General features: G+C 69.4%; 23 protein-coding genes and 4 pseudogenes. 11 read left to right on the forward strand and 16 right to left on the reverse strand.

The genetic code is table 11. The features are described from left to right. Positions 1 to 5 precede the first annotated feature (5 nt). The 4 genes and pseudogenes from AC27LF_RS22040 to AC27LF_RS22055 all read left to right on the forward strand — a co-directional run. Positions 6 to 785: a glucose 1-dehydrogenase gene (locus AC27LF_RS22040; protein WP_479662823.1), complete on the forward strand. Its 780-nt coding sequence runs from the start codon at positions 6 to 8 to the stop codon at positions 783 to 785. Further along, positions 782 to 1,258 carry a nitroreductase/quinone reductase family protein gene (locus AC27LF_RS22045; protein WP_479662824.1) on the forward strand — a complete coding sequence of 159 codons (477 nt, stop codon included), beginning with the start codon at positions 782 to 784 and terminating at the stop codon, positions 1,256 to 1,258. The genes AC27LF_RS22040 and AC27LF_RS22045 overlap by 4 nt, the downstream gene beginning before the upstream one ends. A gap of 35 nt (positions 1,259 to 1,293) precedes the next feature. Next, positions 1,294 to 1,556 (forward strand): annotated as a pseudogene (locus AC27LF_RS22050) (ISL3 family transposase); the annotation flags it as partial. 2 nt (positions 1,557 to 1,558) lie between these two features. Continuing rightward, positions 1,559 to 2,002, forward strand: a pseudogene (locus AC27LF_RS22055) (IS5 family transposase); the annotation flags it as partial. An 84-nt stretch (positions 2,003 to 2,086) separates the two neighbouring features. On the opposite strand, the gene AC27LF_RS22060 reads toward AC27LF_RS22055, so the two are convergent. Then, a complete protein-coding gene (locus tag AC27LF_RS22060) occupies positions 2,087 to 2,740 on the reverse strand; it encodes an FMN-dependent NADH-azoreductase (RefSeq protein ID WP_479662825.1) in 654 nt (217 codons plus the stop codon). 804 nt (positions 2,741 to 3,544) lie between these two features. Further along, a complete protein-coding gene (locus tag AC27LF_RS22065) occupies positions 3,545 to 3,916 on the reverse strand; it encodes a winged helix-turn-helix transcriptional regulator (RefSeq protein WP_479662826.1) in 372 nt (123 codons plus the stop codon). 91 nt (positions 3,917 to 4,007) lie between these two features. Between AC27LF_RS22065 and AC27LF_RS22070 the strand changes: the two genes are divergently transcribed. Together AC27LF_RS22070 and AC27LF_RS22075 are read left to right on the forward strand one after the other, a co-directional pair. Next, a complete protein-coding gene (locus AC27LF_RS22070) occupies positions 4,008 to 4,910 on the forward strand; it encodes an LLM class flavin-dependent oxidoreductase (RefSeq protein ID WP_479662827.1) in 903 nt (300 codons plus the stop codon). Continuing rightward, positions 4,907 to 6,259, forward strand: coding sequence for an FAD-binding oxidoreductase (locus AC27LF_RS22075; protein WP_479662828.1), 1,353 nt, complete (start codon positions 4,907 to 4,909; stop codon positions 6,257 to 6,259). The genes AC27LF_RS22070 and AC27LF_RS22075 overlap by 4 nt, the downstream gene beginning before the upstream one ends. A 338-nt stretch (positions 6,260 to 6,597) precedes the next feature. On the opposite strand, the gene AC27LF_RS22080 is transcribed toward AC27LF_RS22075, so the two are convergent. Genes AC27LF_RS22080 through AC27LF_RS22090 form a run of 3 tightly spaced genes read right to left on the reverse strand, consistent with a single transcriptional unit; the run spans position 6,598 to position 9,169 of the window. After that, positions 6,598 to 7,275 carry a 3-oxoacid CoA-transferase subunit B gene (locus AC27LF_RS22080; RefSeq protein ID WP_479662829.1) on the reverse strand — a complete coding sequence of 226 codons (678 nt, stop codon included), beginning with the start codon at positions 7,273 to 7,275 and terminating at the stop codon, positions 6,598 to 6,600. Then, entirely contained in the window at positions 7,272 to 7,967 is a 696-nt protein-coding gene (locus AC27LF_RS22085; protein ID WP_479662830.1) for a 3-oxoacid CoA-transferase subunit A, read from the reverse strand. The genes AC27LF_RS22080 and AC27LF_RS22085 overlap by 4 nt, the downstream gene beginning before the upstream one ends. Next, entirely contained in the window at positions 7,964 to 9,169 is a 1,206-nt protein-coding gene (locus tag AC27LF_RS22090; protein ID WP_479662831.1) for a thiolase family protein, read from the reverse strand. Before AC27LF_RS22090 ends, AC27LF_RS22085 begins: the two co-directional genes overlap by 4 nt. 71 nt (positions 9,170 to 9,240) lie before the next feature. Between AC27LF_RS22090 and AC27LF_RS22095 the strand changes: the two genes are divergently transcribed. Next, positions 9,241 to 10,122, forward strand: a complete 882-nt coding sequence (locus AC27LF_RS22095) for a LysR substrate-binding domain-containing protein (RefSeq protein WP_479662832.1) — start codon at positions 9,241 to 9,243, stop codon at positions 10,120 to 10,122. 56 nt (positions 10,123 to 10,178) lie between these two features. After that, complete coding sequence (locus AC27LF_RS22100) at positions 10,179 to 10,331, forward strand: hypothetical protein (RefSeq protein ID WP_479662833.1); 153 nt, start codon at positions 10,179 to 10,181, stop codon at positions 10,329 to 10,331. Here the strand turns inward: AC27LF_RS22100 and AC27LF_RS22105 are convergent, their stop codons facing one another. From AC27LF_RS22105 to AC27LF_RS22130, 6 genes and pseudogenes are all read right to left on the reverse strand, one after another. After that, positions 10,332 to 10,910 (reverse strand): NADPH-dependent FMN reductase, encoded by a 579-nt coding sequence (locus AC27LF_RS22105; RefSeq protein ID WP_479662834.1) that lies wholly within the window; start codon positions 10,908 to 10,910, stop codon positions 10,332 to 10,334. It abuts the gene before it with no gap. 50 nt (positions 10,911 to 10,960) lie between these two features. Beyond that, positions 10,961 to 11,608 (reverse strand): acyl-CoA dehydrogenase family protein, encoded by a 648-nt coding sequence (locus AC27LF_RS22110; protein ID WP_479662835.1) that lies wholly within the window; start codon positions 11,606 to 11,608, stop codon positions 10,961 to 10,963. Positions 11,609 to 11,677: 69 nt separating this feature from the next. Next, positions 11,678 to 12,277, reverse strand: coding sequence for a flavin reductase family protein (locus AC27LF_RS22115; RefSeq protein ID WP_479662836.1), 600 nt, complete (start codon positions 12,275 to 12,277; stop codon positions 11,678 to 11,680). Positions 12,278 to 12,631: 354 nt separating this feature from the next. Beyond that, positions 12,632 to 12,756 (reverse strand): annotated as a pseudogene (locus AC27LF_RS22120) (3-oxoadipyl-CoA thiolase); the annotation flags it as partial. Between the two features lie 74 nt (positions 12,757 to 12,830). Beyond that, positions 12,831 to 13,904, reverse strand: a complete 1,074-nt coding sequence (locus tag AC27LF_RS22125; protein WP_479662837.1) for a maleylacetate reductase — start codon at positions 13,902 to 13,904, stop codon at positions 12,831 to 12,833. After that, positions 13,901 to 14,782, reverse strand: a complete 882-nt coding sequence (locus AC27LF_RS22130) for a dioxygenase family protein (protein ID WP_479662838.1) — start codon at positions 14,780 to 14,782, stop codon at positions 13,901 to 13,903. Before AC27LF_RS22130 ends, AC27LF_RS22125 begins: the two co-directional genes overlap by 4 nt. Before the next feature lie 268 nt (positions 14,783 to 15,050). Here AC27LF_RS22130 and AC27LF_RS22135 point away from each other — a divergent pair, with 268 nt between their 5' ends. Then, positions 15,051 to 16,082, forward strand: coding sequence for an AraC family transcriptional regulator (locus tag AC27LF_RS22135; RefSeq protein WP_479662839.1), 1,032 nt, complete (start codon positions 15,051 to 15,053; stop codon positions 16,080 to 16,082). A gap of 106 nt (positions 16,083 to 16,188) precedes the next feature. Here the strand turns inward: AC27LF_RS22135 and AC27LF_RS22140 are convergent, their stop codons facing one another. Both AC27LF_RS22140 and AC27LF_RS22145 read right to left on the reverse strand, forming a co-directional pair. After that, complete coding sequence (locus tag AC27LF_RS22140; RefSeq protein ID WP_479662840.1) at positions 16,189 to 17,484, reverse strand: PucR family transcriptional regulator; 1,296 nt, start codon at positions 17,482 to 17,484, stop codon at positions 16,189 to 16,191. A 140-nt stretch (positions 17,485 to 17,624) separates the two neighbouring features. Next, entirely contained in the window at positions 17,625 to 18,107 is a 483-nt protein-coding gene (locus tag AC27LF_RS22145) for a VOC family protein (protein ID WP_479662841.1), read from the reverse strand. Between the two features lie 232 nt (positions 18,108 to 18,339). Between AC27LF_RS22145 and AC27LF_RS22150 the strand changes: the two genes are divergently transcribed. Further along, complete coding sequence (locus AC27LF_RS22150) at positions 18,340 to 19,590, forward strand: acyl-CoA dehydrogenase family protein (protein ID WP_479662842.1); 1,251 nt, start codon at positions 18,340 to 18,342, stop codon at positions 19,588 to 19,590. A 189-nt stretch (positions 19,591 to 19,779) separates the two neighbouring features. Here the strand turns inward: AC27LF_RS22150 and AC27LF_RS22155 are convergent, their stop codons facing one another. Together AC27LF_RS22155 and AC27LF_RS22160 are read right to left on the reverse strand one after the other, a co-directional pair. Next, complete coding sequence (locus AC27LF_RS22155) at positions 19,780 to 20,229, reverse strand: thiamine pyrophosphate-dependent enzyme (protein ID WP_479662967.1); 450 nt, start codon at positions 20,227 to 20,229, stop codon at positions 19,780 to 19,782. 149 nt (positions 20,230 to 20,378) lie between these two features. After that, complete coding sequence (locus AC27LF_RS22160) at positions 20,379 to 21,182, reverse strand: ArsR/SmtB family transcription factor (protein WP_479662843.1); 804 nt, start codon at positions 21,180 to 21,182, stop codon at positions 20,379 to 20,381. A gap of 292 nt (positions 21,183 to 21,474) precedes the next feature. Here AC27LF_RS22160 and AC27LF_RS22165 point away from each other — a divergent pair. Next, positions 21,475 to 21,672 (forward strand): annotated as a pseudogene (locus AC27LF_RS22165) (ATP-binding protein); the annotation flags it as partial. Positions 21,673 to 21,730: 58 nt separating this feature from the next. Here AC27LF_RS22165 and AC27LF_RS22170 read toward each other — a convergent pair. Continuing rightward, on the reverse strand, positions 21,731 to 22,402 hold the full coding sequence (locus AC27LF_RS22170) for a FadR/GntR family transcriptional regulator (RefSeq protein WP_479662844.1): 672 nt from the start codon (positions 22,400 to 22,402) through the stop codon (positions 21,731 to 21,733). Positions 22,403 to 22,501: the final 99 nt, after the last annotated feature.

Consider the following 22,501-nt stretch of genomic DNA (forward strand, 5'->3'; position numbering starts at 1 on the left):
ATCTGATGAACCGCTTCGACAACCAGACCGTGCTCGTGACCGGTGGGACCGGTGGCCAGGGATCAAGCCACGTACGCGCCTTCCACGCGGAGGGAGCGAACGTGGTGATCGGCGACATCGACGCCGAACGCGGCGCCGCTCTCGCCGACGAGCTCGGGTCCCGCGCTCGCTTCACCCGCCTCGACGTCACCGACGAGAGTTCGTGGTCCGCCGCTGTGCTAGCCGCCGAGAGCGCCTTCGGTGCCCTGAACGTGCTTGTCAACAACGCGGGCGTCCAGAACCCGCCGGCGCCGATTGAGAACACGGACCAGGCCACGTGGTCGCGCATCCTCGACATCAACCTCACAGGGACCTTCCTCGGCATCAAGATCGCCGCCCCCGCTCTGCGCCGCGCCACAGGGGGAGCCATCGTCAACATCGCCTCGACGATGGGCCTGGGCGGCACGGCGCACTACGCGCCGTACGTCGCCAGCAAGTGGGCCGTGCGAGGCATCACCCGAACGGCAGCGCTTGAGCTCGGCCGGGACCACATCCGCGTGAACACCATCCACCCCGGCGTGATCGCGACCCCTTTCATCCAAGAACCAGCAGCCGGCGCCACCGCGGCAATCGCGGACTTCTACTCACCCGAGCCCTTCGCCATCCCCCGGCTTGGAGAGCCGACCGACGTCACCCGGCTTCTCCTGTTCCTCACGTCATCAGACGCGTCGTTCATCACGGGGTCGGAGTACGTCATCGACGGTGGACTCCTCCTCGGCCCCGCCCTTCAGACCGAGACCGCATGAGCAGTCCAGACACGACCGGATGGAACGACTCCGCACGTGACGCGTCTTTGTCGCACCTGCCCGATCACATCCGGCGAGCCATCGAGATCACACCCGCCGCAGGCACCAGCGAACGGATCATCGACATCACGACGCTGGGGCGCCGCACCGGCCGACCACGCCGCATCGAGATCTTCTTCTACCGAGCTGCGGGCACCACCTACCTGTGTAGCGGCGCCGGCGGTGCCGCGACCGACTGGCATGCGAACCTTCTCGCCAATCCCGACTTCACCTTCCACCTCAAGAACGGGATCCGCGCAGATCTGCCTGCACGGGCCACGCCTGTCACCGACCTAGCTGAACGTCAGGCCGTGCTGGCGGAGATCGTCGCGGATCTCAATCAGCCCCACAACCCCGGCACCATCCGGCCGACTCGGCTCGAAGACTGGGCTGACAGCCGGCTGATGCGCATCAGCTTCCGCCATCGGCCGTGACCGCTGATCCCTCGACAGATGACCTACTCCCCACGATCCGCCGCTACCGATGCGGTGGCTGCGGGCATGTCTGGCGCCAGGACACCTCCCAGGTGGCCGAGCCCCGGTCGAAGTTGTCGCGGCGCGGGCTGCGGTGGGCACTCGGATTGTGGTCGGACACCTCACCGTCGCCCGGGTCGCCGAAGGTCCCGGCGTCGCGTGGAACACCGCCGACGACGCAGTCCTCGCCGAGGGCAAGCGGGTCCTGATCGACGACCCGGCACGGTTCGACGGCGTCCGGGTCGTCGGCGTCGATGAACAGGACCGAGCCCGGTCGACCGTGCCCGAACAGGCTCGAAACACCATCTGATCACCGAAGGGCACGGCATCCCGCCGGCGGTATCGCCGACCGGTGGCAACCGCAACGACGTCACCCAGCTCGTCCCGCTGGTCCAGACCGTCCCGCCCGTACACGGCCGGCGAGGGCGGCCCCGACAGCGCCCGGTCGCGCTGTACGCCGACCGTGGCTACGACCACGACACGTACCGTAAGCAGGTCCGGGCCGTCGGGATCAGCCCGGTCATCGCCCGCCGCGGCACCGAGCACGAGTCTGGCCTGGGCGTACACCGGTGGGCGGTCGAGCAGAGCTTCGCGCTGCTGCACTGGTTCCGCCGGTTACGCATCCGCTGGGAAATCCGCGACGACATCCACGAAGCGTTCCTCAGCCTGGCCTGCGGCATCATCTGCTGGCGCCGACTGAAGAACCTGTCACTTTGTCAGGAGTTCTTAGCCTTGATCACCGATGGGGGCACGTGCAAGCGGAGCCCGCCCGGTGGCGTCCTGGGGCGGTCATGCCGCGGCGACGCGCTGTGCGACTTCCTTGCCCTTGATGACGGCGTCCTCCAGGGCCCTGCTCCAGGATGCCTCTGCCAGGGGGATGAGTTCAGCCATGGCCGGGTTGGAGGCGGCGGCGGTCAACTCAGGGACGATGAAGTCGATGTCGAAGCCCATGTACTCGCCGAGGACGGATCGCAGGTAGTTCTGGACGTACTCCGACGACTCCCGCGGCGTGCCCGGCGCGTAGGAGCCGCCGCGGCTGGCGACAACGGTGAGCGGGAGGCCCTTGACGCTGGAGTTGTCGCCTGTGGTGCGGTCGACCAGGAGTACGTGGTCGATCCAGCTCTTGAGGGTCGAGGGGATCGTGAAGTTGTACATCGGTGCGCCGAGCAGCACGGCGTCGGCCCGCTCAAGCTCCTCGATAAGCGCCAGGCGCCTGGCGAACGCCGCCGCCTGCTCGGGTGTGTGCGAGTCGTCGTCCGCGAAGGCCGCCGAGAAGCCGTGCACATCCAGGTGTGGCAGCGGGTCCGCGGCGAGGTCGCGGTAGACGACCTCGCCGCCGGGATGCTGTTCCCGCCATGCGTCGCGGAACGCCCGGGCCACGGTACGGGACTTGGAGTCGGAGCCGGGGTGCAGGGATGAGTCGAGGTGCAGCAAGGTTGCCATAGGAGGTTCCAGGTGTGTTGGGCCGTGGTCATTCGTGGCCGCCGGCAGTGGCGGCACGTGTTCACTGTGCTGCCACAGACACCGTCCTCCCAAAGCACCCATAATCTACTAACTATAAGTAAGTAGCTCTTGGCTGGACGGCTGCCGATACAGCTCCGATGCTGGTCGTGCGCCGAGACGGGCACGTCACCCGCGTTCGCACATGCTGGGCAGGAACGAGGGCATGCGAATTCACCGCACGGCGGGGGCTTTCCCAGGCACGTTTGCCCAGGAAAAGGTCTCCCTGTCTGCCGCGGCTTTCCGCCACGACCGGATCTCACAAGGCGCCAGACCGTCGGCGACCGCCCCCCGATTCCATGGGAGATGTCAGGACTCATGAACGCCGGCAAACCGGCCGCCCCAAGCCCGAGGAGCGCGCACACCTCGCCGTCCGCCTCGACCGGTGTCGCGCTGGGCGCGGTGTTCTCCGGCCTCGCCGCGCAGTTCGGTCCGGCGCCGCTGGTCACCCCGTTCGTCGTACTGACCGTGCTGTCGGTCTGCGGACTCGTGCTGGTGCGGGCCATCCCCGCCTGGCCGCCGGAGCAGCAACAGATGCGGTCCTGGCGCCCCCGGGTGCCGCGGTTGGGAGCAGGGTCACGAAGCATCCTGCTGAGAGTGGCACCTCTCGTCACGGTCGGCTGGAGTGTTGATGGACATCCTGGCGTGGAACAGTCTGAGCGCCGCGCTGTTCACCGACTACTCGCAGCAGCGGTCGAGTCTCCGAACAGACCACGGGAGCGGTACGCGTTCGACTGCGGCGCCCTGCTACCGTGCCCGCCGGGCGGCACGCCCTGCGCTCCACTGCACCAGCGGCTGCAGGGCGGCCAACAGGGCTTGGGCTTCCGCGGTCAGGCCGTAACGGACCTGCACCGGCGTGCTGGGGATCACGGTCCGCACGATGAGTCCCTCGGCCTCAAGTTCCTTCAGGCGCTGGGCGAGCAGCCGGTCCGAGATGCCGTCGATCAAGGCCCGGAACTCGCCGAACCGGTGGGCTCCCTGGGCGGCGGCCGCCAGGATCGATCCCGTCCAGCGGCGCCCGACCAGCTCCAGGGCCGCCTGGAAGCTCGGGCAGGAGTCGTCGTGGATCGAGCTGCGCTCCAGGTGCAGGATCTGGGACTGGGACTGGGCGTTGATCACTTCTCTGCCTTCCTGAATTCAAGCCACTAACCAAATATTAGCACCTAACCCAAGCTTTGCCGGGTGGAACCGTCCGCCGCACCGTGGACCCATGACCGACTACGGACGCCCCCTCTCCTTCGGGCTCAGCCTGGACCCGGCGGCCGGGTCACTGGACCTGACCCGGCGCCTCACGCGCCAGGCCGAGAACAGCGGCCTGGACCACCTCGCCGTCCAGGACCACCCCTACCAACCGGGATACCTCGACACCTGGACGCTGATCAGCAACCTCGCCGCAGCCACCGATCGCATCTCGTTCTTCACCGACGTCGCGGACCTGCAACTGCGTCCGCCGACGATGCTCGCCAAGGCCGCCGCCTCACTGAGCGTGCTCACCGAAGGACGGATCCAACTCGGCGTCGGCGGCGGTGCCTTCGCCGAGGCCATCGCCTCGATGGGCGGCACACCCCGGCGCGGCGATCAGATGGTCGCCTTCACCGAGGAGTCGCTCAAGCTCATGCGCCAGGCCCTCGCCGGAGCCACCGTACGGCTCCAGAGCCCCCATCACTCGGTGACCGGCTACCGCGCCGGTCCGCTGCCGCCCAAGCCCGTCGAGCTCTGGCTCGGCGCCCAGAAGCGCAAAATGCTGACCGTCACGGGCCGTTCGGCCGACGGCTGGGTCTCCCCGCTGAACATCTACGTCACACCGCAGGAGGTCCCCTCCCGCCAGGAGATCATCGACGCGGCAGCCACGGCCGCAGGACGCACCCCGGAATCGATCCGCCGCATCTACAACGTCATCGGCGTCATCGGCGCGGGCGGCCCAGGTGGCCAGGGCCTCGTCGGCGACGTGCGCCGCTGGGTGGACACGCTCACCGAATGGGCCGTCGTCCTCGGTTTCGACACCTTCGTCCTCTGGCCCATGGTGAACCCCGAGCAGCAGCTCGCGCTCTTCGCCTCCGAGGTCGCCCCCGCTGTCCGTGAACACGTCGAAGCCATGAGGAACGGACGATGACGACAACCCTCGGCACAGCGCCGGCCGGCCTCGCCAGCAAGATCGTCACCCCAGACGACCGCCGCTACCCCCTGCTCCGCTCCACCTACACCACAACGGGCCGGCCGGCAGCGGTCGTCCTCGCCGAATCCGCCGACGACGTCACCGCGGCGCTGCGGCTGGCCCGCGAGCGGAACCTCCCCATCGCAGTCCGCAGTGGCGGGCACGGCCTGTCCGGCAGCGCCACCAACAACGGCGGACTCGTCATCGACCTGAGCGCCCTGCACCGCGTCGACGTCCTCGACCGCGACGCGCGCCTGGTACGGGTGGAGGCCGGCGCGCGCTGGGCCCAGGTCGCCCAGACGCTGGCCCCGCACGGCCTGGCCATCAGCTCCGGCGATCACGGCAACGTCGGGGTCGGCGGACTGGCCACCGCCGGCGGTATCGGGTGGCTCGTACGACACTACGGACTCACCGTCGACCACGTCCGCGCGGTCGAGGTGGTACTGCCCGACTGCACCCAGGTCCGCGCCGATCCCGTCAACGACCCGGACCTGCTGTGGGTGATGCGCGGCGCGGGAGCCGGCTCCGGCATCGCGGTGGCCTTCGAGATCGAAGCCGCCGAACTGCACGACATCGGATTCGCCCAACTCGTCGCACGCGTGGACCCGGCCGGCGAGAGCCTGCGGCGCTGGAGCGAGGTCATGGCCCAGGCGCCACGCGAGCTGTCGACGAAAGCCATACTCGCCTCCCACGGGAGGACACCGCTCGCCGTCATCACAGCGGTAGTGGCCTCGGACAACCCCGCCACCATCCAACACGCCCTCCAACCGCTGCTCGGCATCGGCGAAGTCACGGTTCAGCAAGCCCACATCGTGCCGTACACGGAACTGGTCTCCCCCGCCCACCTGCACCCCAACACCGGGCAGATGCCGTCGACCACGACCAACGGGCTGCTCACAGACATCTCCCCCGACGCGGCCCGAGCCCTGGTGACAGCGGCGACGGGCCCGGACCCGGTCCTCATCCAGCTGCACTCACTCGGCGGCGCGGCAGGCGACCAGGACCCGGCCGCCACCGCCTTCGCCCACCGCCACCAGAAGACACTGGTCATCGCCTCGATGTTCCCACCCCACGAGCGGCCCGCCCTCTCCACGGTCTGGGACACCCTGGCTCCGCACACGGACGGAGCGTACGTGAACTTCGAAAGCACCCCCGACCACATGTCCTTCACCCGCGCCTACCCCGGACCGACCGGCGCCCGCGTCAGCGAACTATGGAAGCGCTACGACCCCGACAGTGTCCTGCGCCAGCGTCCAAGCACGTCTGAGACACCCCTGTCCGCAAGCCCAACGAATGAACACGAATGAACCGCTCCGGGATCGGTGGAGGCTCTATGCGTTGACTCCAGCCACCGGTTGGGGCTGGTGTTGAGCGTAGTGGTTGGTCTCGTGCTCGTGGGGCGGGATGTCTCCGATCGCTGTGTGGAGGCGCTGGTTGTTGAACCACTCGACCCCCGCCACCGTCCATGACGTGCGGCCCGGCGCCGCTGGCCGACGCAGCGGACGCGATCCCCTGAAACCGCACCGGCCCGGACCGGGACCCCGGGCCGGTGCGGCCGCTTCCGCCGACTCGTCGGGCAGAGAGGGTTCGCGGACCGCTTGTGCGGCCACGCGACCAGTGGTGACGGGAGCGGGCGGCCTGCTTCTTAAGGCTGTTGGTGAGTCCCACCGGTGCCCTGAGCGGGCGGGATGCCCAGTCGCCGCGCGAGTTCGTGAGCGTCGACGCCGTATGTCTCCCGGATCCGTACGCCGTCGGCGCCGACGTCGAAGACGCCGTGGTCGGTGTAGACGCGGCTGACGCAGCCGACACCGGTGAGTGGGTAGGTGCACCGCGGTACCAGTTTCGGCTCGCCGGAGCGAGTGAAGAGCGTCATCATCACGTAGACGTCCTTGGCGCCGATGGCCAGGTCCATGGCGCCGCCGACGGCGGGGATGTCATCGGGTTTGCCGGTCGTCCAGTTGGCGAGGTCGCCGTCGAAGGCGACCTGGTAGGCCCCGAGGACGCAGACGTCGAGGTGCCCGCCGCGCATCATCGCGAAGGAGTCGGCGTGGTGGAAGTACGCCGCCCCCGGCAACTCGGTCACCGGGACCTTGCCCGCGTTGGTCAGGTCGGGGTCGACCGCGTCGCCCTCGGCCTTCGGGCCCATGTTGAGCATGCCGTTCTCGGTGTGCAGCACCACTGCGGAGCCGGACGGCAGATGGTCGGCGATCTTGGTGGGCTGCCCTATGCCGAGGTTGACGAAGGCGCCGGCCGGGATGTCACGTGCGATGACGGCGGCCAGCTCGTCCATCGAGAGACGGTGGTCGGCGGAGGCGGTGGTCATCGTGCCCCCTGCACGGTGTAGTGACGGGCCGTCACCTGGACGACCCGGTCGACATAGATGGACGGGGTGACGACGGCCTCGGGGTCGAGCTCGCCGGGCTCCACGACCTGATCGACCTGGACGATGGTCGCCGTCGCGGCCGTGGCCATGACCGGTCCGAAGTTGCGGGCGGTCTTGCGGTAGACGAGGTTGCCCAGCGTGTCCGCGACATGGGCGCCGATGAGGGCGTAGTCGCCCTTGATCGGGTATTCCAGCAGGTACGTGCGGCCGTCGATCTCCCGCTCCTCCTTGCCCTCCGCCAGGGGTGTGCCGACGGCGGTCGGGCTGTAGAAGGCGCCGATGCCGGCGCCGGCCGCGCGCATCCGCTCGGCGAGGTTGCCCTGGGGCACGACCTCAAGTTCGATCTTTCCCGCGCGGTAGAGGTCGTCGAAGACCCAGGAGTCGGCCTGGCGCGGGAAGGAGCAGAGCACCTTGCGCACCCGGCCGGCGGCGAGCAGCGCGGCCAGTCCGACGTCGCCGTTTCCCGCGTTGTTGGACACGATGGTGAGGTCCTTGGCGCCCTGCCGGATGAGTGCGTCGATCAGGTCGAACGGCATCCCGGCCAGGCCGAACCCGCCGACCAGGACGGTGGAGCCGTCCTCGATCCCGGCGACCGCGGCGTCGGTGCTCTCCATGATCTCCGCGCGGCTCACCGGGTCACCTCCGTGGCGGCGCAGTTCTCCAGTACGACGGCCAGGCCCTGGCCGACCCCGATGCAGATCGCGGCGACGCCGTAACGCTGCCTCGTCTCGCGCAGCACCTTGGCCAGTGTGGCGAGGATGCGGCCGCCCGAGGCGCCCAGCGGGTGCCCGATGGCTATGGCGCCGCCCTTCTGGTTCACGATGGCGGGGTCGACCTTCCATGCGTCGAGGCAGGCGAGGGACTGCACGGCGAATGCCTCGTTGAGTTCGACCGCGCCCACCTGGTCCCAGCCGATCCCGGCCCGGGCCAGCGCGCGATTCGCGGCCTCGACCGGGGCGTAGCCGAAGGCCTGCGGCTCCAGCGCCGTCACGCCGCGGCCGGCGACGCGGGCGATCGGGTCGGCCCCGATCGTGGCCGCGGCCTTCTCACTGCCCAGCAGGACCGCGGAGGCGCCGTCGTTGAGCGGGCTGGCGTTGCCCGCGGTGATGGTGCCGCCCTGTTCCGGGGTCCGGAAGACCGGCTTGAGTCCGGCCAGCACCTCAGGTGTGGATCCGGCCCTGATGCCCTCGTCGCGGGTCAGGTCGACGCCGTCGACCGGCACCACCAGGTCGTCGTAGAAGCCCGACTCCCAGGCGGCGTGGGCGAGTTGGTGGGAACGGGCGGCTAACTCGTCCTGGCGCTCGCGGGAGATCCCGAAGCGTTCCCGGAGTTGTTCGTTGGCCTCGCCGAGGCTGACCGTCCACTCCTGCGGCATCCGCGAGTTGACCAGTCGCCAGCCGAGCGTGGTCGAGACGGCGGTGACGTCGCCGGCCGGGAACGGCTTCGCCGACTTGGGCAGCACCCACGGCGCACGCGTCATCGACTCCACACCACCGGTCAGCACCACCTCGGCATCGCCGGACTCGATCACCCGGCTGGCCGTCATCGCCGCGTCGAGACTCGATCCGCACAGCCGGTTGACCGTCGTGCCGGGCACGCTCACCGGAAGCCCCGCGAGCAGCGCCGCCATGCGGCCGACGTTGCGGTTCTCCTCGCCGGCACCGTTGGCGTTGCCCCACACCACGTCGCCGATCGCGGCGTGGTCGAGGCCCGGCACCCGGGCGAGCGTCGAGGTGATCGCGGCGGCGGCGAGGTCGTCGGGACGGACGCCGGCCAGCGCGCCGTTGAAGCGACCGAACGGCGTGCGCGTCGCGGCGTAGAGGAAAGCACTCATGACGGCGACGGTAGTCCCGGCCAACGATATCCTGAAGTACGCATATTCGCGCCAATTGATATGGATGACATATGGATCTGCGGCATCTTAGGTACTTCGTGGCGGTGGCCGAGGAGCGCCACTTCGGCCGCGCCGCCGAGCGGCTCCACATGGCCCAGCCGCCGCTCTCCCAGCAGATCCGCCAGCTTGAGACCGAACTCGGCGTCGAACTCCTCCATCGCACCACACGCCGCGTCGACCTCACCGAGGCCGGCCGTGCCTACCTGGAGCGGGCGCGCGCGATCCTCGCCGACGTGGACGAGGCCACCCATCACGCGCGGCGGGTGGCCGCCGGCTCGGTGGGCCACCTCGCGATCGGGTGCGTGGGCTCGGCGACGTACAGCATCCTGCCCGCGCTCTCACGGCGGCTCTCGGAGGAGCTGCCCGGCGTCGACTTCTCCTTCCGTGGCGAGATGCTCGCGCCCGACCAGGTCGAGGCGCTGCGCAGCGGCGCGATCGACGTCGCCCTGCTGCGACCTCCCGTGGCCGACCTCTCCCTCACTGTCCGTACTGTGCGACGGGACCGGCTGGTCGTGGCCGTACCGGTCGACCACCCCCTTGCCCGCCGGAAGCGGTTGCGGGCAGCGGACCTGGCGGATGCCGACCTGATCGTGCACTCCGCCGACCGCCGCTCGGTGATGTACGACGTCGTGCTGGGCCTGCTGCGCGACGCCGGTGCCGACCCGCACATCCGCCACGAGGTCGGCGAGACGTCGACGCTGGTCACGCTCGTGGCCGGCGGCCTCGGCGTCGCTGTCGTACCCGAGCCGGTGACCGCGTTGACGCTCGACGGCGTCGCCTACCTACCACTGGCCGGACCCGACGCACGTGTGGAGCTGGCCGTCGCCCACCGCACGGACCGCTCCGAGCCGCACCTGGCACGCACCGTGGGGATCATCCAGGCGATGTTCTGAGAGGCGTTGAGTCCGTTCTCTCTCGGTTCGTTGGGTGCACGCGCCCCGGCTTCGGAATGTCGGACTACGTGAAGGTCACCCCCGACGCACGCCCGGACCAGCTGCCGTGGGTCGTCCCCTCCGACGACACCAGCCACCGGCTCTTCTTCTCCATCCGCATGAACGACCCAGAGCGCGAAGGCCGGTCGCGTACGACGGGTCACTCCTGATCACTGCGTCGCTGTCCTGCGCAGGGGGCGCAGGGCGTCGGTCACTCGGACGAGTTCGTCGAGCATCCCCGTCGCGGAGCCGGTCATGATGTCGTTCGGCACCAGGCCCTCTTCCTCGTCGAGGAGCTGGTGGACGAAGGGAATGGACACCGACTCGACGACCGGCGTCATCTTCAGGGTGGTCACCACCTGCTTGATCATCTGTGCCGCCCGCGTGCCCGCCGAGACGCCGCCATAGCTGACCAGGCCGACCGGTTTGTACTGCCACTCGCGGTGCAGGTAGTCGATGGCGTTCTTCAGTTCGGCGTTGTAGCCGAAGTTGTACTCCGGCATCACGAACACGAAGGCATCCGCCTCCGCGACCTTGGCGCTCCAGTCACGGGTGTGCTGGTGGGTGTACTTGCCCAGGCGCGGGTGGTGCGGCTCGTTCATGAACGGCAGGTTCACCTCGGCCAGGTCCACCAGCTCGATCTCGTCGAAGCCTGCGTGCTCCTTTGCCTGGGTCTCGAACCACTCGCCCAGGGCCGGTCCGATCCGGCCCGGTCGCGTGCTCGCGATGATGATCTCAAGCTTGGCCATGGGAATTTCTTCGCTCCTTCGGTATGGGGTGTGAGGCATCGCGCAGTTGGTCAGGTGCCAGCCGAGGACGGCGGTCCTCGACAAAGGTGTCGCTGCCGGTCCCGGCCGTCCCGGCGACGCGACCAGGTGTCCTCGATCGTGAGGTCGGCCGCGTACATGAGGGCGTAGCCGGGCTCCCGCACCTGGCCGGCGTCGTCCAGCGCCCTGAAGCCGCTCAGCGTCCGCTGCGCCTGGTGGCTGCCCGACGCGAACGGCCACCTGCCGGTGAGCCGGTATCCGCCGTCCGCCTTGGTCGCCACCGCCTGCGGTCCGAACTGGCCGACCGCCTCGTTGTGGGGATACGTGTGGACGGCGGCCCGCGCTTCACCGCGGAGCAGCCCCAGGCCGAAGGCGGTGCTGTTCGCGATGGACTCGGCCCGTACCGCGGAGCCGTCGTCACGGGCGAACTCCGCGCTGACCTGGACGAGCGTACGGACACCGTAGCCGGATCCTCCGGACGCACGCGGCGTGCAGGCATGGACGAGACCCGCGGATCGCACCGCGTCGGTCACCGCGTACGTGAGGCGTCGATCGCGCTCTGTGCGTTCCGCGTTCGCCCGCAGAAGGGGAATCAGCTCGGGTGTGGTGTGCACCTGTTTCTCCCGTACGGCTGCTCCGTCGGCCGCCGCCTCCATAGCGCTGACCGCTTGGATGGGCATGATGAGGGCTCCTTCCCGGGCGGGGATCTGCCTGACATCGGCTCCGGAAGCGATGGGGCTGCGATCGCGCTACTGCGCGCCCGACACAAGCTGGGACAGCTCGTTGAGCTGATGCCAGGTCCGGTTGTGGTAGACCAGCGGACGCGGCGCTTCGCTCTGAGCGGTGGCGTCAGCCGGCCTGTAGTGCGCGTGGGTGGCGTTGACGACGACGAGCGTCGATGCGCCCGCCGCGAAGGTGGCGGCGATGGTGCCCCGGATGCACACCGGAGCCGCGACGAAGTACGGCTCGCCGGTGGCCAGCCGGGCCCAGGCCCCTGTGTCCGCGAAGCGATCCGCTCCGCTCGTCGCACAAAGACGCGCGAGGTCGACCTGACCCGCCCCCAGCAGGTGCACGACCACCGACGACGACTCCAGGATCGTCGGCGTCGCCGATGAGAGGGCCGACACCGAGAACACCAGGAGCGGTGGCGTGGCGCTCACCGATATCACCGATGTCGCGGTCAATGCGACCGGGCCTGGGCCGGCCTCAGCGGTCACGACCGCGACCCCACCCGGATGGTTGCGAAACGCCTCGCGGAAGCCGTCGGCCGACAACCCCGGTTCCAGAGAGCCGTCGTCGATCAAGGCCACATGCCTCCGCGTCTGCTCGCGGCCGGCGGTTTTGGACATCGGCACGTCTCCAGTTCACCTCGACGAAACGATGTGCTCATGGAACCCGACCTGTCGGCCCGGCCTCTTGCCCGATCTCACCAAACCGTTCGTCGCTGATTGCGCCGGATGACCAACGCCTTGCGGGCGACCGGCTACAGGGTGAGCCGAAGAGGGCCCGCGTCCGGGTCGATGACGGTCGCGAGCCGCAAGGCGACGGCCAGTTCGAGCTGTCCGACCCTGATGTCATGGCGAGCGGTTCCACGGCACGCTTGACGCGGGAGATGACCGGGTTCTTCGCCACGACCAAGGCGCGAGCCGCCTCTTACGGCCTGCCGGTCTGCCGGGCACCTGGCGCTGGACCGGTTGGGGGAACAGCCCTGGCCCGCATCCCCCAGCAAGTTGGTGGGCAACCGTGCCGGCCGGCCGGGCACCGGAGGCGACGGGCGGGTGGCCGAGGGCGATCGCATACCGAGCAGGTTCAGCACTGCCGGTTCGAACGCGGCCCCTCGGCGCGCGGCCGAGCGCCTGGCGGCGAACGCCCCGCCGCGGCCCGGCTGGAGCCTCGCCGTTCTCAGGAGGTCGGGGACTGTCCGGACCAGGCAGTGCGCAGCAGGCGGCCGAGGCCTTCCGCGGTCACCTCGCGGGGGTTGCCGTAGGGATTGGCCAGCGCGAGCCGGACGATCCGGTCGATGTCGCTCTCGGCCATGCCCAGCTCCCGCAGCGAGCGCGGAGCGCCGAGCCGGCCGGCGAGGTCCCACAGATACGTGGCCGGGTCGGCGGCGGTACCGAGAGCGCGGCCCAGCGCCGCCACCGCCTTGGGTGCCGCGTCCTGGTTGTAGGCGAGGACGTGCGGGAGGACCACGGTGTGGGTGGGGGCGTGCGGCAGGTCGAGGGTGCCGCCGAGGGCGTGGCAGAGCTTGTGGTGCAGGGACATGGTGGTGGCCCCGAGGCAGGCGCCGCACAGCCAGGCGCCGTACTGGGCACGGGCGCGGGCGTCCAGGTCGGTGCCGTCGGCGACGACGTCCGGGAGTGCGGTTGCCAGTGCGCGCACGCCTTCCTCGGCCATCAGGTCGATGACCGGTGAGGCGTCCGGCGCGTAGAGGGCCTCCACCGCGTGCGCGACGGCGTTCATGCCGCTGGTCACGGAGACGGCCGCGGGCAGGGTCACGGTGAGCGCGGGGTCGTACAGCACCGAGACCGGCAGCACGCGGGGGTCCCTGCCGGTGCGCTTGACGCCGTTGTCCGTCAGCCCCCACACCGGTGTCATCTCGGACCCGGCGTACGTCGTCGGTACGGCGATGACCGGCAGACGGTCGTGGAGGGCGATGATCTTCCCGAGCCCGATCGCCGAGCCGCCGCCGACGGCGACGCAGCCGTCCGCGTTCACCTCTTCCGCTCGTCGTCGGGCATGAGCCGCCGACTCGGCGGGCACGTGCATCCGGGCGTGCGGATGGATGTCCACCGCGCGCGGGCCGATGCGCCCCGCGACGGTCTCGGCCAGCTCCCGCTGGCCGGGCGAGCACAGCACCATGACCCGTTCGAGGCCGACGTGGTCGATCTCGCCGGCGAGCCGGTCGAGGGCGCCGGTGCCCAGCACCACCCGCATCGGGAGTGCCTGGTAGGCGAAGGCGAGCGGGGGGTTCATCCGGCGTCCTCGGCCGTCTCGGGCTCGACGGCGATGTCGAACTCGGCCAGCCGGAACGGAGCGGTGACCTGGTACGCGCGGGCCCTCTCCGCTTCGTCGACCTGCGCGAAGTCGGCGACCAGACTCTCCTTGACGGCGAAGACGGCGTCGGAGGCCAGGTAGGGACCGTCGGCGACGAAGATGTGCGTCGTCAGTGGTCGGTGGCCGTCGGCCTCGACGATGAAGTGAATGTGGGCCGGACGGTAGGGGTGCCGCTCGGCGGCGTCGAGCAGCACTCCCACCGGGCCGTCGGTCGGAATGGGGTAGTGGCTCGGGACGACGGTGCGGAACCACACGCGGCCCTCGTGGTCGGTCCGGAAGAGACCGCGTCCGTTGCCCGGCGGCTGGATGTCGGGCTGCTGCACGTCGTAGAACCCGTCCGCGCTGCACTGCCAGACGTCGACGCTCGCGCGGGCCAACGGGCTGCCGTCCGCCGACGTGACGCGGAGCGACACGACACAGGGCTCTCCGACGCTCATCAGGTCGATGCTGTCCCCGCTTTCGCGCTTCGGGGACTCCACGACGTGGAAGGGGCCAAGGACCGTGCTCTCGGTTCCGCCGCCCTGCTCGTTCACGGTCTCGACCAGCATGGAGACGCCCAGCACGTCGGAGAGCAGGATGAACTCCTGGCGAGTGGGGTCACATTTCTGTCCTACGGCGGTGAGGTATTCCACGGCGTACTCCCACTCCTGGATCGTGGGGCGCAGCTCACGGACGTAACCGTGCAGATGGCGGACGAGACCTTGGAGCAGTTCACGCAGCCGCGGGTCCGGGGTGTCGCGGAAACTCTCGACGGCCGCGGCGGTGATGGCCTTCGCCGCTTGGTCCGTGCCGGGCATGACGTACCTCCAGTCGTGGCGGGCATTCGCCGGAAGGTGCTGGACGAACACACTGAGAACACGCTATGAAGGCGGGGCGGAAAGCGACATCCGCGAAGCGCGACTGGCAGCCGAATCCCGCGATCGATTTTGGGACGGCCCGGGGCCACCGGGCTCGGGTCCAGCTGCTCTGTGAGACTCCTCTCACCAAGCCGATGACCTGGCAGTATGCGCAAAAACCGGTGGCTCGCTCCTTGTTGTGCGGACACGGAGCGGATAACAATGACGCATGGGCCGCTCACTCCTGGCGAGCCACGTGCTGTGCCGCGCATCGGGCTTCGAGGAATTCCGCGAACGCCTCAACGATCTGTTCTATCCGGCGGACGTCACCCCGCTGTCGGGCACCGACGGCCCCGGCGGGGAACTCCGTGGCACGCGCACCGAGCACGTCACCGTCGGCCTGATGACCTTCGGCCAGCGCACACGCGTCGATCCCGGGCGGACACCGTCGCACTACCACATCAATGTCGTCCTGCGCGGCTTCCTTGAGGCAGCCACGGGGCGCCAGGAGATGGTGGCGACCGCCGGCGACGCCATGGTCTTCTCACCGACACAGCAGCACCGGCTGCTGAGCTGCGACAACGGCGAGCAACATCTGGGGATCAAGATCGACCGGGGGCTTGTCGAGACCGAACTGCGGGCCCTCCTGGGCCGTCCGCTGCAGGCTCCGCTGGAATTCGCGTTCGACTTCGACCTGACGTCCGCGCCCGGCCGCAGTTGGCGTAACGCTCTCGACCTGCTGGTGGCCGAGTCCGACAGCACCGGCGGACTCATCCGCGAGCGGCCGATCCAGCAGCACTTCGAGCGCCTCCTCGCGAGCGGCCTGCTGCTGGCCCAGCCGCACACCTACACCGAAGCGCTGCTGCGTCCGCAGCCGCCGGCCTACCCTCGGACGGTACGCAAGGCCGTCGAGCTGATCGACGCCCGCCCCGAGACTGCCTTCACTGTCGGGGACCTGGCCCGGGCGGCAGGCGTCAGCGCCCGGCGCCTCCAGGAGGGGTTCAGGGAGTACCTCGGTGTGACCCCGATGACGTACCTGCGCAACGTCCGTCTGGACCGTGTCCACGCCGAACTGCTGACGGGCGCCACGGGAGTCACCGAAGCGGCCGGGCGGTGGGGCTTCACCCACCTGAGCCGGTTCTCCGCCGCCTACCGCCGACGCTTCGGCACCGCGCCCTCCGAGACCCTGGCCAGGTCCGGCGGCCGGCACCGCGGTGAACGGAAGGATTTCGGGTACGACGGCGGGCCTGTCCTGGTATAGCCGGTAGAGCGGTGGTGTCCGGCGCGCATCGGTGCTTCGACCGCGCGAGGACACACGGGCATCCAACCCGGCCCCGAGACACCTCGCCCCGTCCGGCGTTCCGTCATCAGGACGAATACTGCGACTCCACGGGATCGACGACGTCGACGAGATGGAGCGCCGCCCACAGAATCCCCTGCTGCTCCTTGACGCTTCGTCCCAGAATGTCCTCGGCACGTCGAATGCGGTATACGACGGTGTTCTTCACCACGTCGAGCCGCGCCGCGGTGGTCGCGGGGCTGCAGTTGCATTCGAGGTAGACGCGCACGGTCTTCTGGAGCACCGCCTCTCGCGGATGCCCCAGGGCCCCGAGCTCGTCCCGGACGAAGTTCCGCGCCCGCTCCGGGTCCGAGGTGAGCAGCGCCGCGAGTCGGACGTCGTCGAAGAAGACCGTGCGATCGTGTGGGCGGGCGGCCGAGTACAGCGTGACGCGGGCCGCCGCGGTCGCCTCTTCGTGGGTGGCCCGGAAGCCGTCGAGGCCGCGCGCCGGGCGCCCGACCGCGACCAGGGTGCCCGGCACCACGGGGAGCGAGCGCACCGCCACGCTCCGCGGGTCGGCGAACCCGCCCCATGCCCACACCTCGCGTTCGTCCGACGGGATCACCAGGTGCCCGATCGCGCCGATCTGTGTCAGGAGCGTGGCGGCCACTCGATCGAGGCTGCTTGACGCCGCGTCGTCGTCGTGCGCGTTGTGCCGCAGTATCAGGCCGACATGGGTCCGGTGCGCGAGCTCGTACCGCAGTGCCTTCGTGGGGTTCACATCCATGTGGTCGCCCCGCAGCAGAGCCCTGACCAGTTCCCCTCGCGAGCCGTCGGTGCTCGCGAGCCACGCCTGCTCCTCGGCCGCGTAGGCGGCGCTGCACGCGAGCGAGAAGGTACTCACGAGGTCGACGAGAAACCGGGACAGGTCGAAGAGGCCTTCCGACTGCTGATCGGCCGGCACGAGGCGCCGGAACTCGGAGACGAGAGCGTCGCTGAAGCGGGCATGGGAGGCTCGCTGAAACGCGAGCACACGCTCGATCGGAATCCGTTGTCTGACCGCGCGGGTGATCTGTCGGGTCGTCTCCGGGGGGACGGTCGTGGGGACCGGTCGGCCGTGGCAGAGAGCTGCCAGGGCCTCCATGACGACCGCCTCGGCGGTGGGGCGCAGTTCCTCGGCGGCTTCGGCGCGACGGATGGCGAGGATGTCGGGGTCGACCGCGAGCCCCGCGAGTTCGTGACAGAACTCGACGGCCCACGCTGACGCCCCGATGCCGATGTCGGCGACGGTCCGGTTCCAGGTCTCCGGAAGGCAGGCCGGTTCGAGGTCGTCGGGGAGGGCGGTGGGGCGTAGCTGACACACCCAGGATCTGGTGGCGGGCATCCGCGTCCCCTCTCGCATCGTCGCGAGCGCCCGATGGGGCCGGGCTTGATGGCATCACGATATACGGGTGCGCCCGTTGAAGGGCAGCGGGCTGGAGGGAGAGCCGGGGCGCTCCGGCCCTCGCTCCGATCCGCCCGTCGTTACCGCTTGGCCTCGGGATACAACTCGATCGCGGAGTGCAGGATGCGCTCCCAGGTCGTGTCGTTCACTTCGAGGACGTTCCCGTCCGGGTCTTTGATGTAGGCGTACTTCGCGGGGTCGCCCGGAGCCCACCCGGCCGGATCGCCGAAGCTCTCCCCGCCGTTCGCCACCGCACGCGCCAGCGTGGCCTCGACGTCGTCGACTGCGATGGCGAAGTGCATGAACGAGGCTTCCGGCTGCGGCACCCCGATCGTGGGGTTGCGATCGGGGAGGAACTGGAACAGTTCGAGGCCGAAGCCATCGGGCAGTTCGACGAATCCGATGCGGTAGTCGGTGTCCTTCAGACCGAAGATGATCTCCGTCATCTGCTTGCCGGTGTGGTAGGGGTTGAGGACTTCCTTGCCGCCGAAGGTCTCGACGTAGAACCTCGTGGAGCGCTCAAGGTCCGAGACGCGTACGGCCAGGTGCTGAACACTCGCCATGTCAACAACCCCTTCGTTGTTTCCTTCGTCGTGCCACTGCGCGTTCATCGAGCAGTCGGCTCTCATGCTCGTTCGGTGTGCGCTGATTTCGCTTGCCTCCGCGGGTCAATCCGCTGTGCCGGATTTGGCGGATCGGGGCAAGCGGCGCGCGGTGAGCCGGGCGTTGACTCGGTCCACTCCTCGTCTCACGGCATCGAGGCCGGGTGAGGCGGAGCGGACGAAGGGAGCGACGATGTCGTCGCACGACACGACCGCCGTGATCGGCGATCTTCGGATACCGGAACCGGACCTCACCGCGGAGGAGGTCATCGCCCGTGCGGCGGCGATGCGCCCGACCCTCCGTGAGAACCGCGTGCGAGCGGCGGATGAGGGCACGTACTCCCCCGAGATCCACAAGGCGTTCTCAGATGCCGGCTTCTACCGCCTCGTGCAGCCGCGGAAGTACGGGGGGTACGAGTTCGGCCTGGAGACGTACTACCGGACGATGATCGAGATCTCGCGCGGGGACCCCGGCATCGGCTGGTGTCTGACCCTGGGGACCGGTCACACGATTCCCTTGGTCGCACACTTCCCGGAGGAGGTCGTGCGGGATGCCTTCGGCGAGGACGGTGTCTTCATCGCGCCGCACTCCGCCACCCCCCGAGGCTCGCTCGTCCCCACGGAGGGCGGATACCGCCTCACCGGTGCGTGGCCGTACTCGTCCGGTGTCCCGTACTCGACCCACGCGATGGTGAGCACGGTCATCCCGGCCGAGGGCACCGATCCCGTCCCGGTGGTGGCTCTCCTCCCCCGCGGCGACTACACCGTGCGGGACGACTGGGGGGCACACGCCACGATGGCCCTCGGCGCGAGCGGGTCCAACACGGTGATCGCGGAAGACGTCTTCATCCCCGCCGAGCACGTGTCTTCGCTGTTCGAATGGGGCTACTCAAACCTCCCCGAAGGCACGCACGGCACCCGTTCCACGGGTAACCCCTTGTACCTGGGGCAGATCCAGCCGCTGTATCCGGCCTCGCTCGCGGCAGTCCAGGCCGGGGCGGCGTGGGCGGCACTCGACGCCTACGAAGAGACCATCCTGACCAAGAAGCGCCTGTACCCGCCGCTGGTCGAACGGTACAAGCACGAGGAGGCCCAGCGGATCTGGGGCCAGGCGCGGGCGACGATCGACGCCGCGCAGGCGGTCCTTCTCACCGCGGCCCGCGACTACGAGCGTCTCGGCGAGCGTTGGGCGAGCGGCGACATCCCCTCCTTCGAGGACTGGGTCGCCCTCGGCAATGTGCTGTACACGTCGTGCCGGCTGTCGCACGAGGCCACCGAACTGCTGTTCCGCTCGGTGGGCTCCTCGGTGGCGCGCAAGGGTCTGCCGCTTCAGGACTACTTCCTGGTGACGCAGATGTCGAAGGCGCAGATCGCGGAGCACGTGCCCGTCATCACGGCGACGACGGCGAGGGCCCACTTCGGGCTGGACCTGCACACCGCTTAGGGGCGCTGCGGGCGGCGGTGCGTCCGGGGCGTTGTCTCGATTCCGCACTGCTCCCGCCGAGCGTCACGCAACGGCACACGAGCCCTGTCCCACCGAGCCCGCGGGGTCTGTGGGGCAGGGCTCGTCGGCTGGAGACACCTGCGGCGCGACGGCCCAGCCGAGCGCGATCCCTGTGCTGCCGGAAGCGCCTCATGCGTCGCTCTCGATGCCGCCGAACGGTGCTCCGCCGTTCAGGACACGCTCCTTCGGAGGAGTCGGCCCGAGGCTCACGCGCACGTCGATGCACGTCGGCCGGCCGGCCGCGAGGGCTGCCTCGATCGCCGGGGCGAACTGGTCCAGTTCCATGACGTCGACGCCGTCGGCACCGAGAGCACGTGCCACGCCGCTGTAGGAGCCGTTCTCCAGACGGTTGTCGGTGACGCGGTCCGGTCCGAAGAAGAACTGCTGGGTGTGCAGGGTGGCGCCCCATGCCTGGTTGTTCAGGACGATGACGACGACCGGGGGTCCCGCCCGGACGAGGGAGTCGAACTCGGCGAGGCTGTCACCGACGGCGCCGTCGCCGGTGACGAGGATCGTCGCCTTGTCCGGGCCCTGCCCCTCCTCGCCGTGTCGGTCGATGGCCGTCGCGTCGACATCCAGGTGGTCTGTACCGGCTTCCGTGCGCGAATGTCATGGGTGCTGAGAGCGGGGGGCTCGATGTCGCTCGGGGCGGCCTGCGGCTGTCAGGGGTTCTGCACGGCCTCATCGGTTTTGACGTCTTCCGGGGGCTGTGCTCTGCGACGAGCTGTTCAGGCCTCCTGGTCGGCTTCGGGAGCGGGCAGCGTGTCGCCGGTCTCCAGAAGGGTCTTGAGGCCGGACAGGATGGCGGGCCAGCCGCGCTGGATCATCTCTTGGAGAGTGCTGCCTGGTTCGAAGCCGTCGTGAATGACGGTCAGTTTGACCGTCTCGCCGAGCGGTTCGATATCGAACGTCACCTTCGACCGGGGCTCGGTGGTGAGCTTGGCGAGGGTTTCGTCGTCCACGCCGGCGGCCTTGGCCCACTCCGGGGTGAAGGTGTGCCAGGTGTAGGACAGGCGCCGGTAGGGGTCGGATTCGAGGACGACCTGCTCGGGGTGGGCGGTCGTGCGGCCCTGCTCCTCCCAGGTCATCGCTGACCCGGTCTTCCAGTCCGTGGTGAACTCCACCCCCCAGTAGCGGCGGGTGAACGTCGGGTCGGTCAGGCCCTGCCAGAGCTGTTCCGGCGTGGTCTTGATGTAGGTGGTGTAGACGAACGCGTTGCCCATGGCGGTGTTCTCCAGTGCGTGTTTCAGATCGGCGAGGGCGTGCACCCGCTCGCGGTCGTATTGGCTGATCCAGCGTTCGGCGATGGCGTTGATCGGCTCGGCGTTGAGGTAGTGCAGTTTCTCCCGGCCCTGCCAGGCGGTGGTGACCAGGTTGGCCGCCTCCAGCAGGGCCAGGTGCTTACTGACCGACTGCCGGGCCATGTCCAGCCCGGAGCACAGCTCGCGCAAGGTCTGCCCATTGCGGACGTTCAGGCTGTCCAGCAATCGACGGCGGGTGGCGTCGGCCAGTGCCTTGAAGACCTCATCCATCTCCGACCTCCCCGATATGCAGCCTCTCGGGTGCGTTAAGGAAAATAGGCAGGCTGTGGGCTGCATGTCAACCGGGACTTCATCCAGCGGCGGGCGCCGGGTGTGTACCCAGGTGACCTTCAGCCGCGCTGGGCTGCTCGTTTCTGGGCCGCGACGACCGCGTCGGCGCCGCTCGCGCGCCGCCCGGGCGAGCTACTTCAGCGGGGTGAGAGCCGGCTCCCCGTGCCTGGGGCGGGCTCACTTCTGGGCGGGGAGGAGGGTGTCCTGCGCGGCCTGGAAGCGGTAGGACTCGGTGCCGGTCTCACCGGACGCCGCCGAGGGCTTCTACCGCCTGGCCGATGCCGCCTACGAACGATGCTCGGTCACCGTCAGCAGCAACCTCCACCCCTCCGGATTCGACGAGATCATGCCGAAGACGCCGGCCACCGCGACGGTCGACCGGCTCATGCACCACGCTCACATCGTTGTCCCCCAGGGTGACAGCTGCCGGCAAGGCATACGGACAGTGACTGCCGGGCGCTGTAGAGCGTGGTGCCGGCTGCGGGGCGTCAGAGGTGGTCGCCGAGCAGGACGCGGCGTACGTGGTGGAGGTGGTCGCGCATGGCGTCGCGGGCGGCCTGTGGGTCTCGTTCCCGGACGGCGGCGACGATCTGCTCGTGCTCGGTGCAGTAGCAGCGGTGGCGTTCGGGGTTGAAGCTGCGGCGCTTGAGTCCGCCCCAAATGGGCTGGCGGCGGGCGCTGACGAGCAGGGAGCTGACGCTGATCAGGACCGCGTTGTGGGTGGCCACGGCGAAGCTGTGGTGCAGGGCGGTGTCCCAGCGTTCGAACTCTTCCGAACTGGATGCCTGCTCGCCGCCGCGCAGGCAGCGCTCCATTTCCGCGAGGTCCGCCCCGGTGGCGGAGGTGACGGCGAGCGGCATCAGTTCCGGTTCCAGGACCAGGCGTGAGGCCATGATCTCCGCTGGGCTGGGCTGGTGGGCGGAGCCGTCGGCGAGGGTGGTCTCGTCCGGAGCGAGGAACGTGCCGCGGCCGACGTGACGCAGCACGATGCCGCGGGATTCGAGGTCCCGCAGGGCGGCACGGACCGCGGCGCGGCCGACGCCGGTGGCTGCCGCCAGGTCTCGTTCGGTGGGCAGGCGGTCGCCGGGCTTGAGGCCGCCGGTGGCGAGGATCTCCTCCATGTGCTTGAGCACGGTGGCGGCGGGGCCGACAGCGTCCATCTTCATCCCTCCCTGAACCAATGAGAACCAATGCTAGCACCGCGAGCGATCAATGCGCGAGAAACCGAGTATTGACCTCGTGGAAACGCGAACCTAGTC

The sequence above is a fragment of the Streptomyces diversicolor genome (genome assembly GCF_057537855.1).

Coding starts and splice junctions, on each gene's coding strand:
- AC27LF_RS22070 (WP_479662827.1), top strand. CDS start 4,008: ATGACCGACTACGGACGCCCCCTCTCCTTCGGGCTCAGCCTGGACCCG.
- AC27LF_RS22075 (WP_479662828.1), top strand. CDS start 4,907: ATGACGACAACCCTCGGCACAGCGCCGGCCGGCCTCGCCAGCAAGATC.
- AC27LF_RS22115 (WP_479662836.1), bottom strand. CDS start 12,277: ATGTCCAAAACCGCCGGCCGCGAGCAGACGCGGAGGCATGTGGCCTTG.
- AC27LF_RS22110 (WP_479662835.1), bottom strand. CDS start 11,608: ATGCCCATCCAAGCGGTCAGCGCTATGGAGGCGGCGGCCGACGGAGCA.
- AC27LF_RS22045 (WP_479662824.1), top strand. CDS start 782: ATGAGCAGTCCAGACACGACCGGATGGAACGACTCCGCACGTGACGCG.
- AC27LF_RS22160 (WP_479662843.1), bottom strand. CDS start 21,182: ATGGATGAGGTCTTCAAGGCACTGGCCGACGCCACCCGCCGTCGATTG.
- AC27LF_RS22100 (WP_479662833.1), top strand. CDS start 10,179: ATGTCGGACTACGTGAAGGTCACCCCCGACGCACGCCCGGACCAGCTG.
- AC27LF_RS22140 (WP_479662840.1), bottom strand. CDS start 17,484: ATGCCCGCCACCAGATCCTGGGTGTGTCAGCTACGCCCCACCGCCCTC.
- AC27LF_RS22135 (WP_479662839.1), top strand. CDS start 15,051: ATGGGCCGCTCACTCCTGGCGAGCCACGTGCTGTGCCGCGCATCGGGC.
- AC27LF_RS22080 (WP_479662829.1), bottom strand. CDS start 7,275: ATGACCACCGCCTCCGCCGACCACCGTCTCTCGATGGACGAGCTGGCC.
- AC27LF_RS22170 (WP_479662844.1), bottom strand. CDS start 22,402: ATGGACGCTGTCGGCCCCGCCGCCACCGTGCTCAAGCACATGGAGGAG.
- AC27LF_RS22145 (WP_479662841.1), bottom strand. CDS start 18,107: ATGGCGAGTGTTCAGCACCTGGCCGTACGCGTCTCGGACCTTGAGCGC.
- AC27LF_RS22130 (WP_479662838.1), bottom strand. CDS start 14,782: ATGCCCGGCACGGACCAAGCGGCGAAGGCCATCACCGCCGCGGCCGTC.
- AC27LF_RS22150 (WP_479662842.1), top strand. CDS start 18,340: ATGTCGTCGCACGACACGACCGCCGTGATCGGCGATCTTCGGATACCG.
- AC27LF_RS22040 (WP_479662823.1), top strand. CDS start 6: ATGAACCGCTTCGACAACCAGACCGTGCTCGTGACCGGTGGGACCGGT.
- AC27LF_RS22095 (WP_479662832.1), top strand. CDS start 9,241: ATGGATCTGCGGCATCTTAGGTACTTCGTGGCGGTGGCCGAGGAGCGC.
- AC27LF_RS22105 (WP_479662834.1), bottom strand. CDS start 10,910: ATGGCCAAGCTTGAGATCATCATCGCGAGCACGCGACCGGGCCGGATC.
- AC27LF_RS22060 (WP_479662825.1), bottom strand. CDS start 2,740: ATGGCAACCTTGCTGCACCTCGACTCATCCCTGCACCCCGGCTCCGAC.
- AC27LF_RS22090 (WP_479662831.1), bottom strand. CDS start 9,169: ATGAGTGCTTTCCTCTACGCCGCGACGCGCACGCCGTTCGGTCGCTTC.
- AC27LF_RS22125 (WP_479662837.1), bottom strand. CDS start 13,904: ATGAACCCCCCGCTCGCCTTCGCCTACCAGGCACTCCCGATGCGGGTG.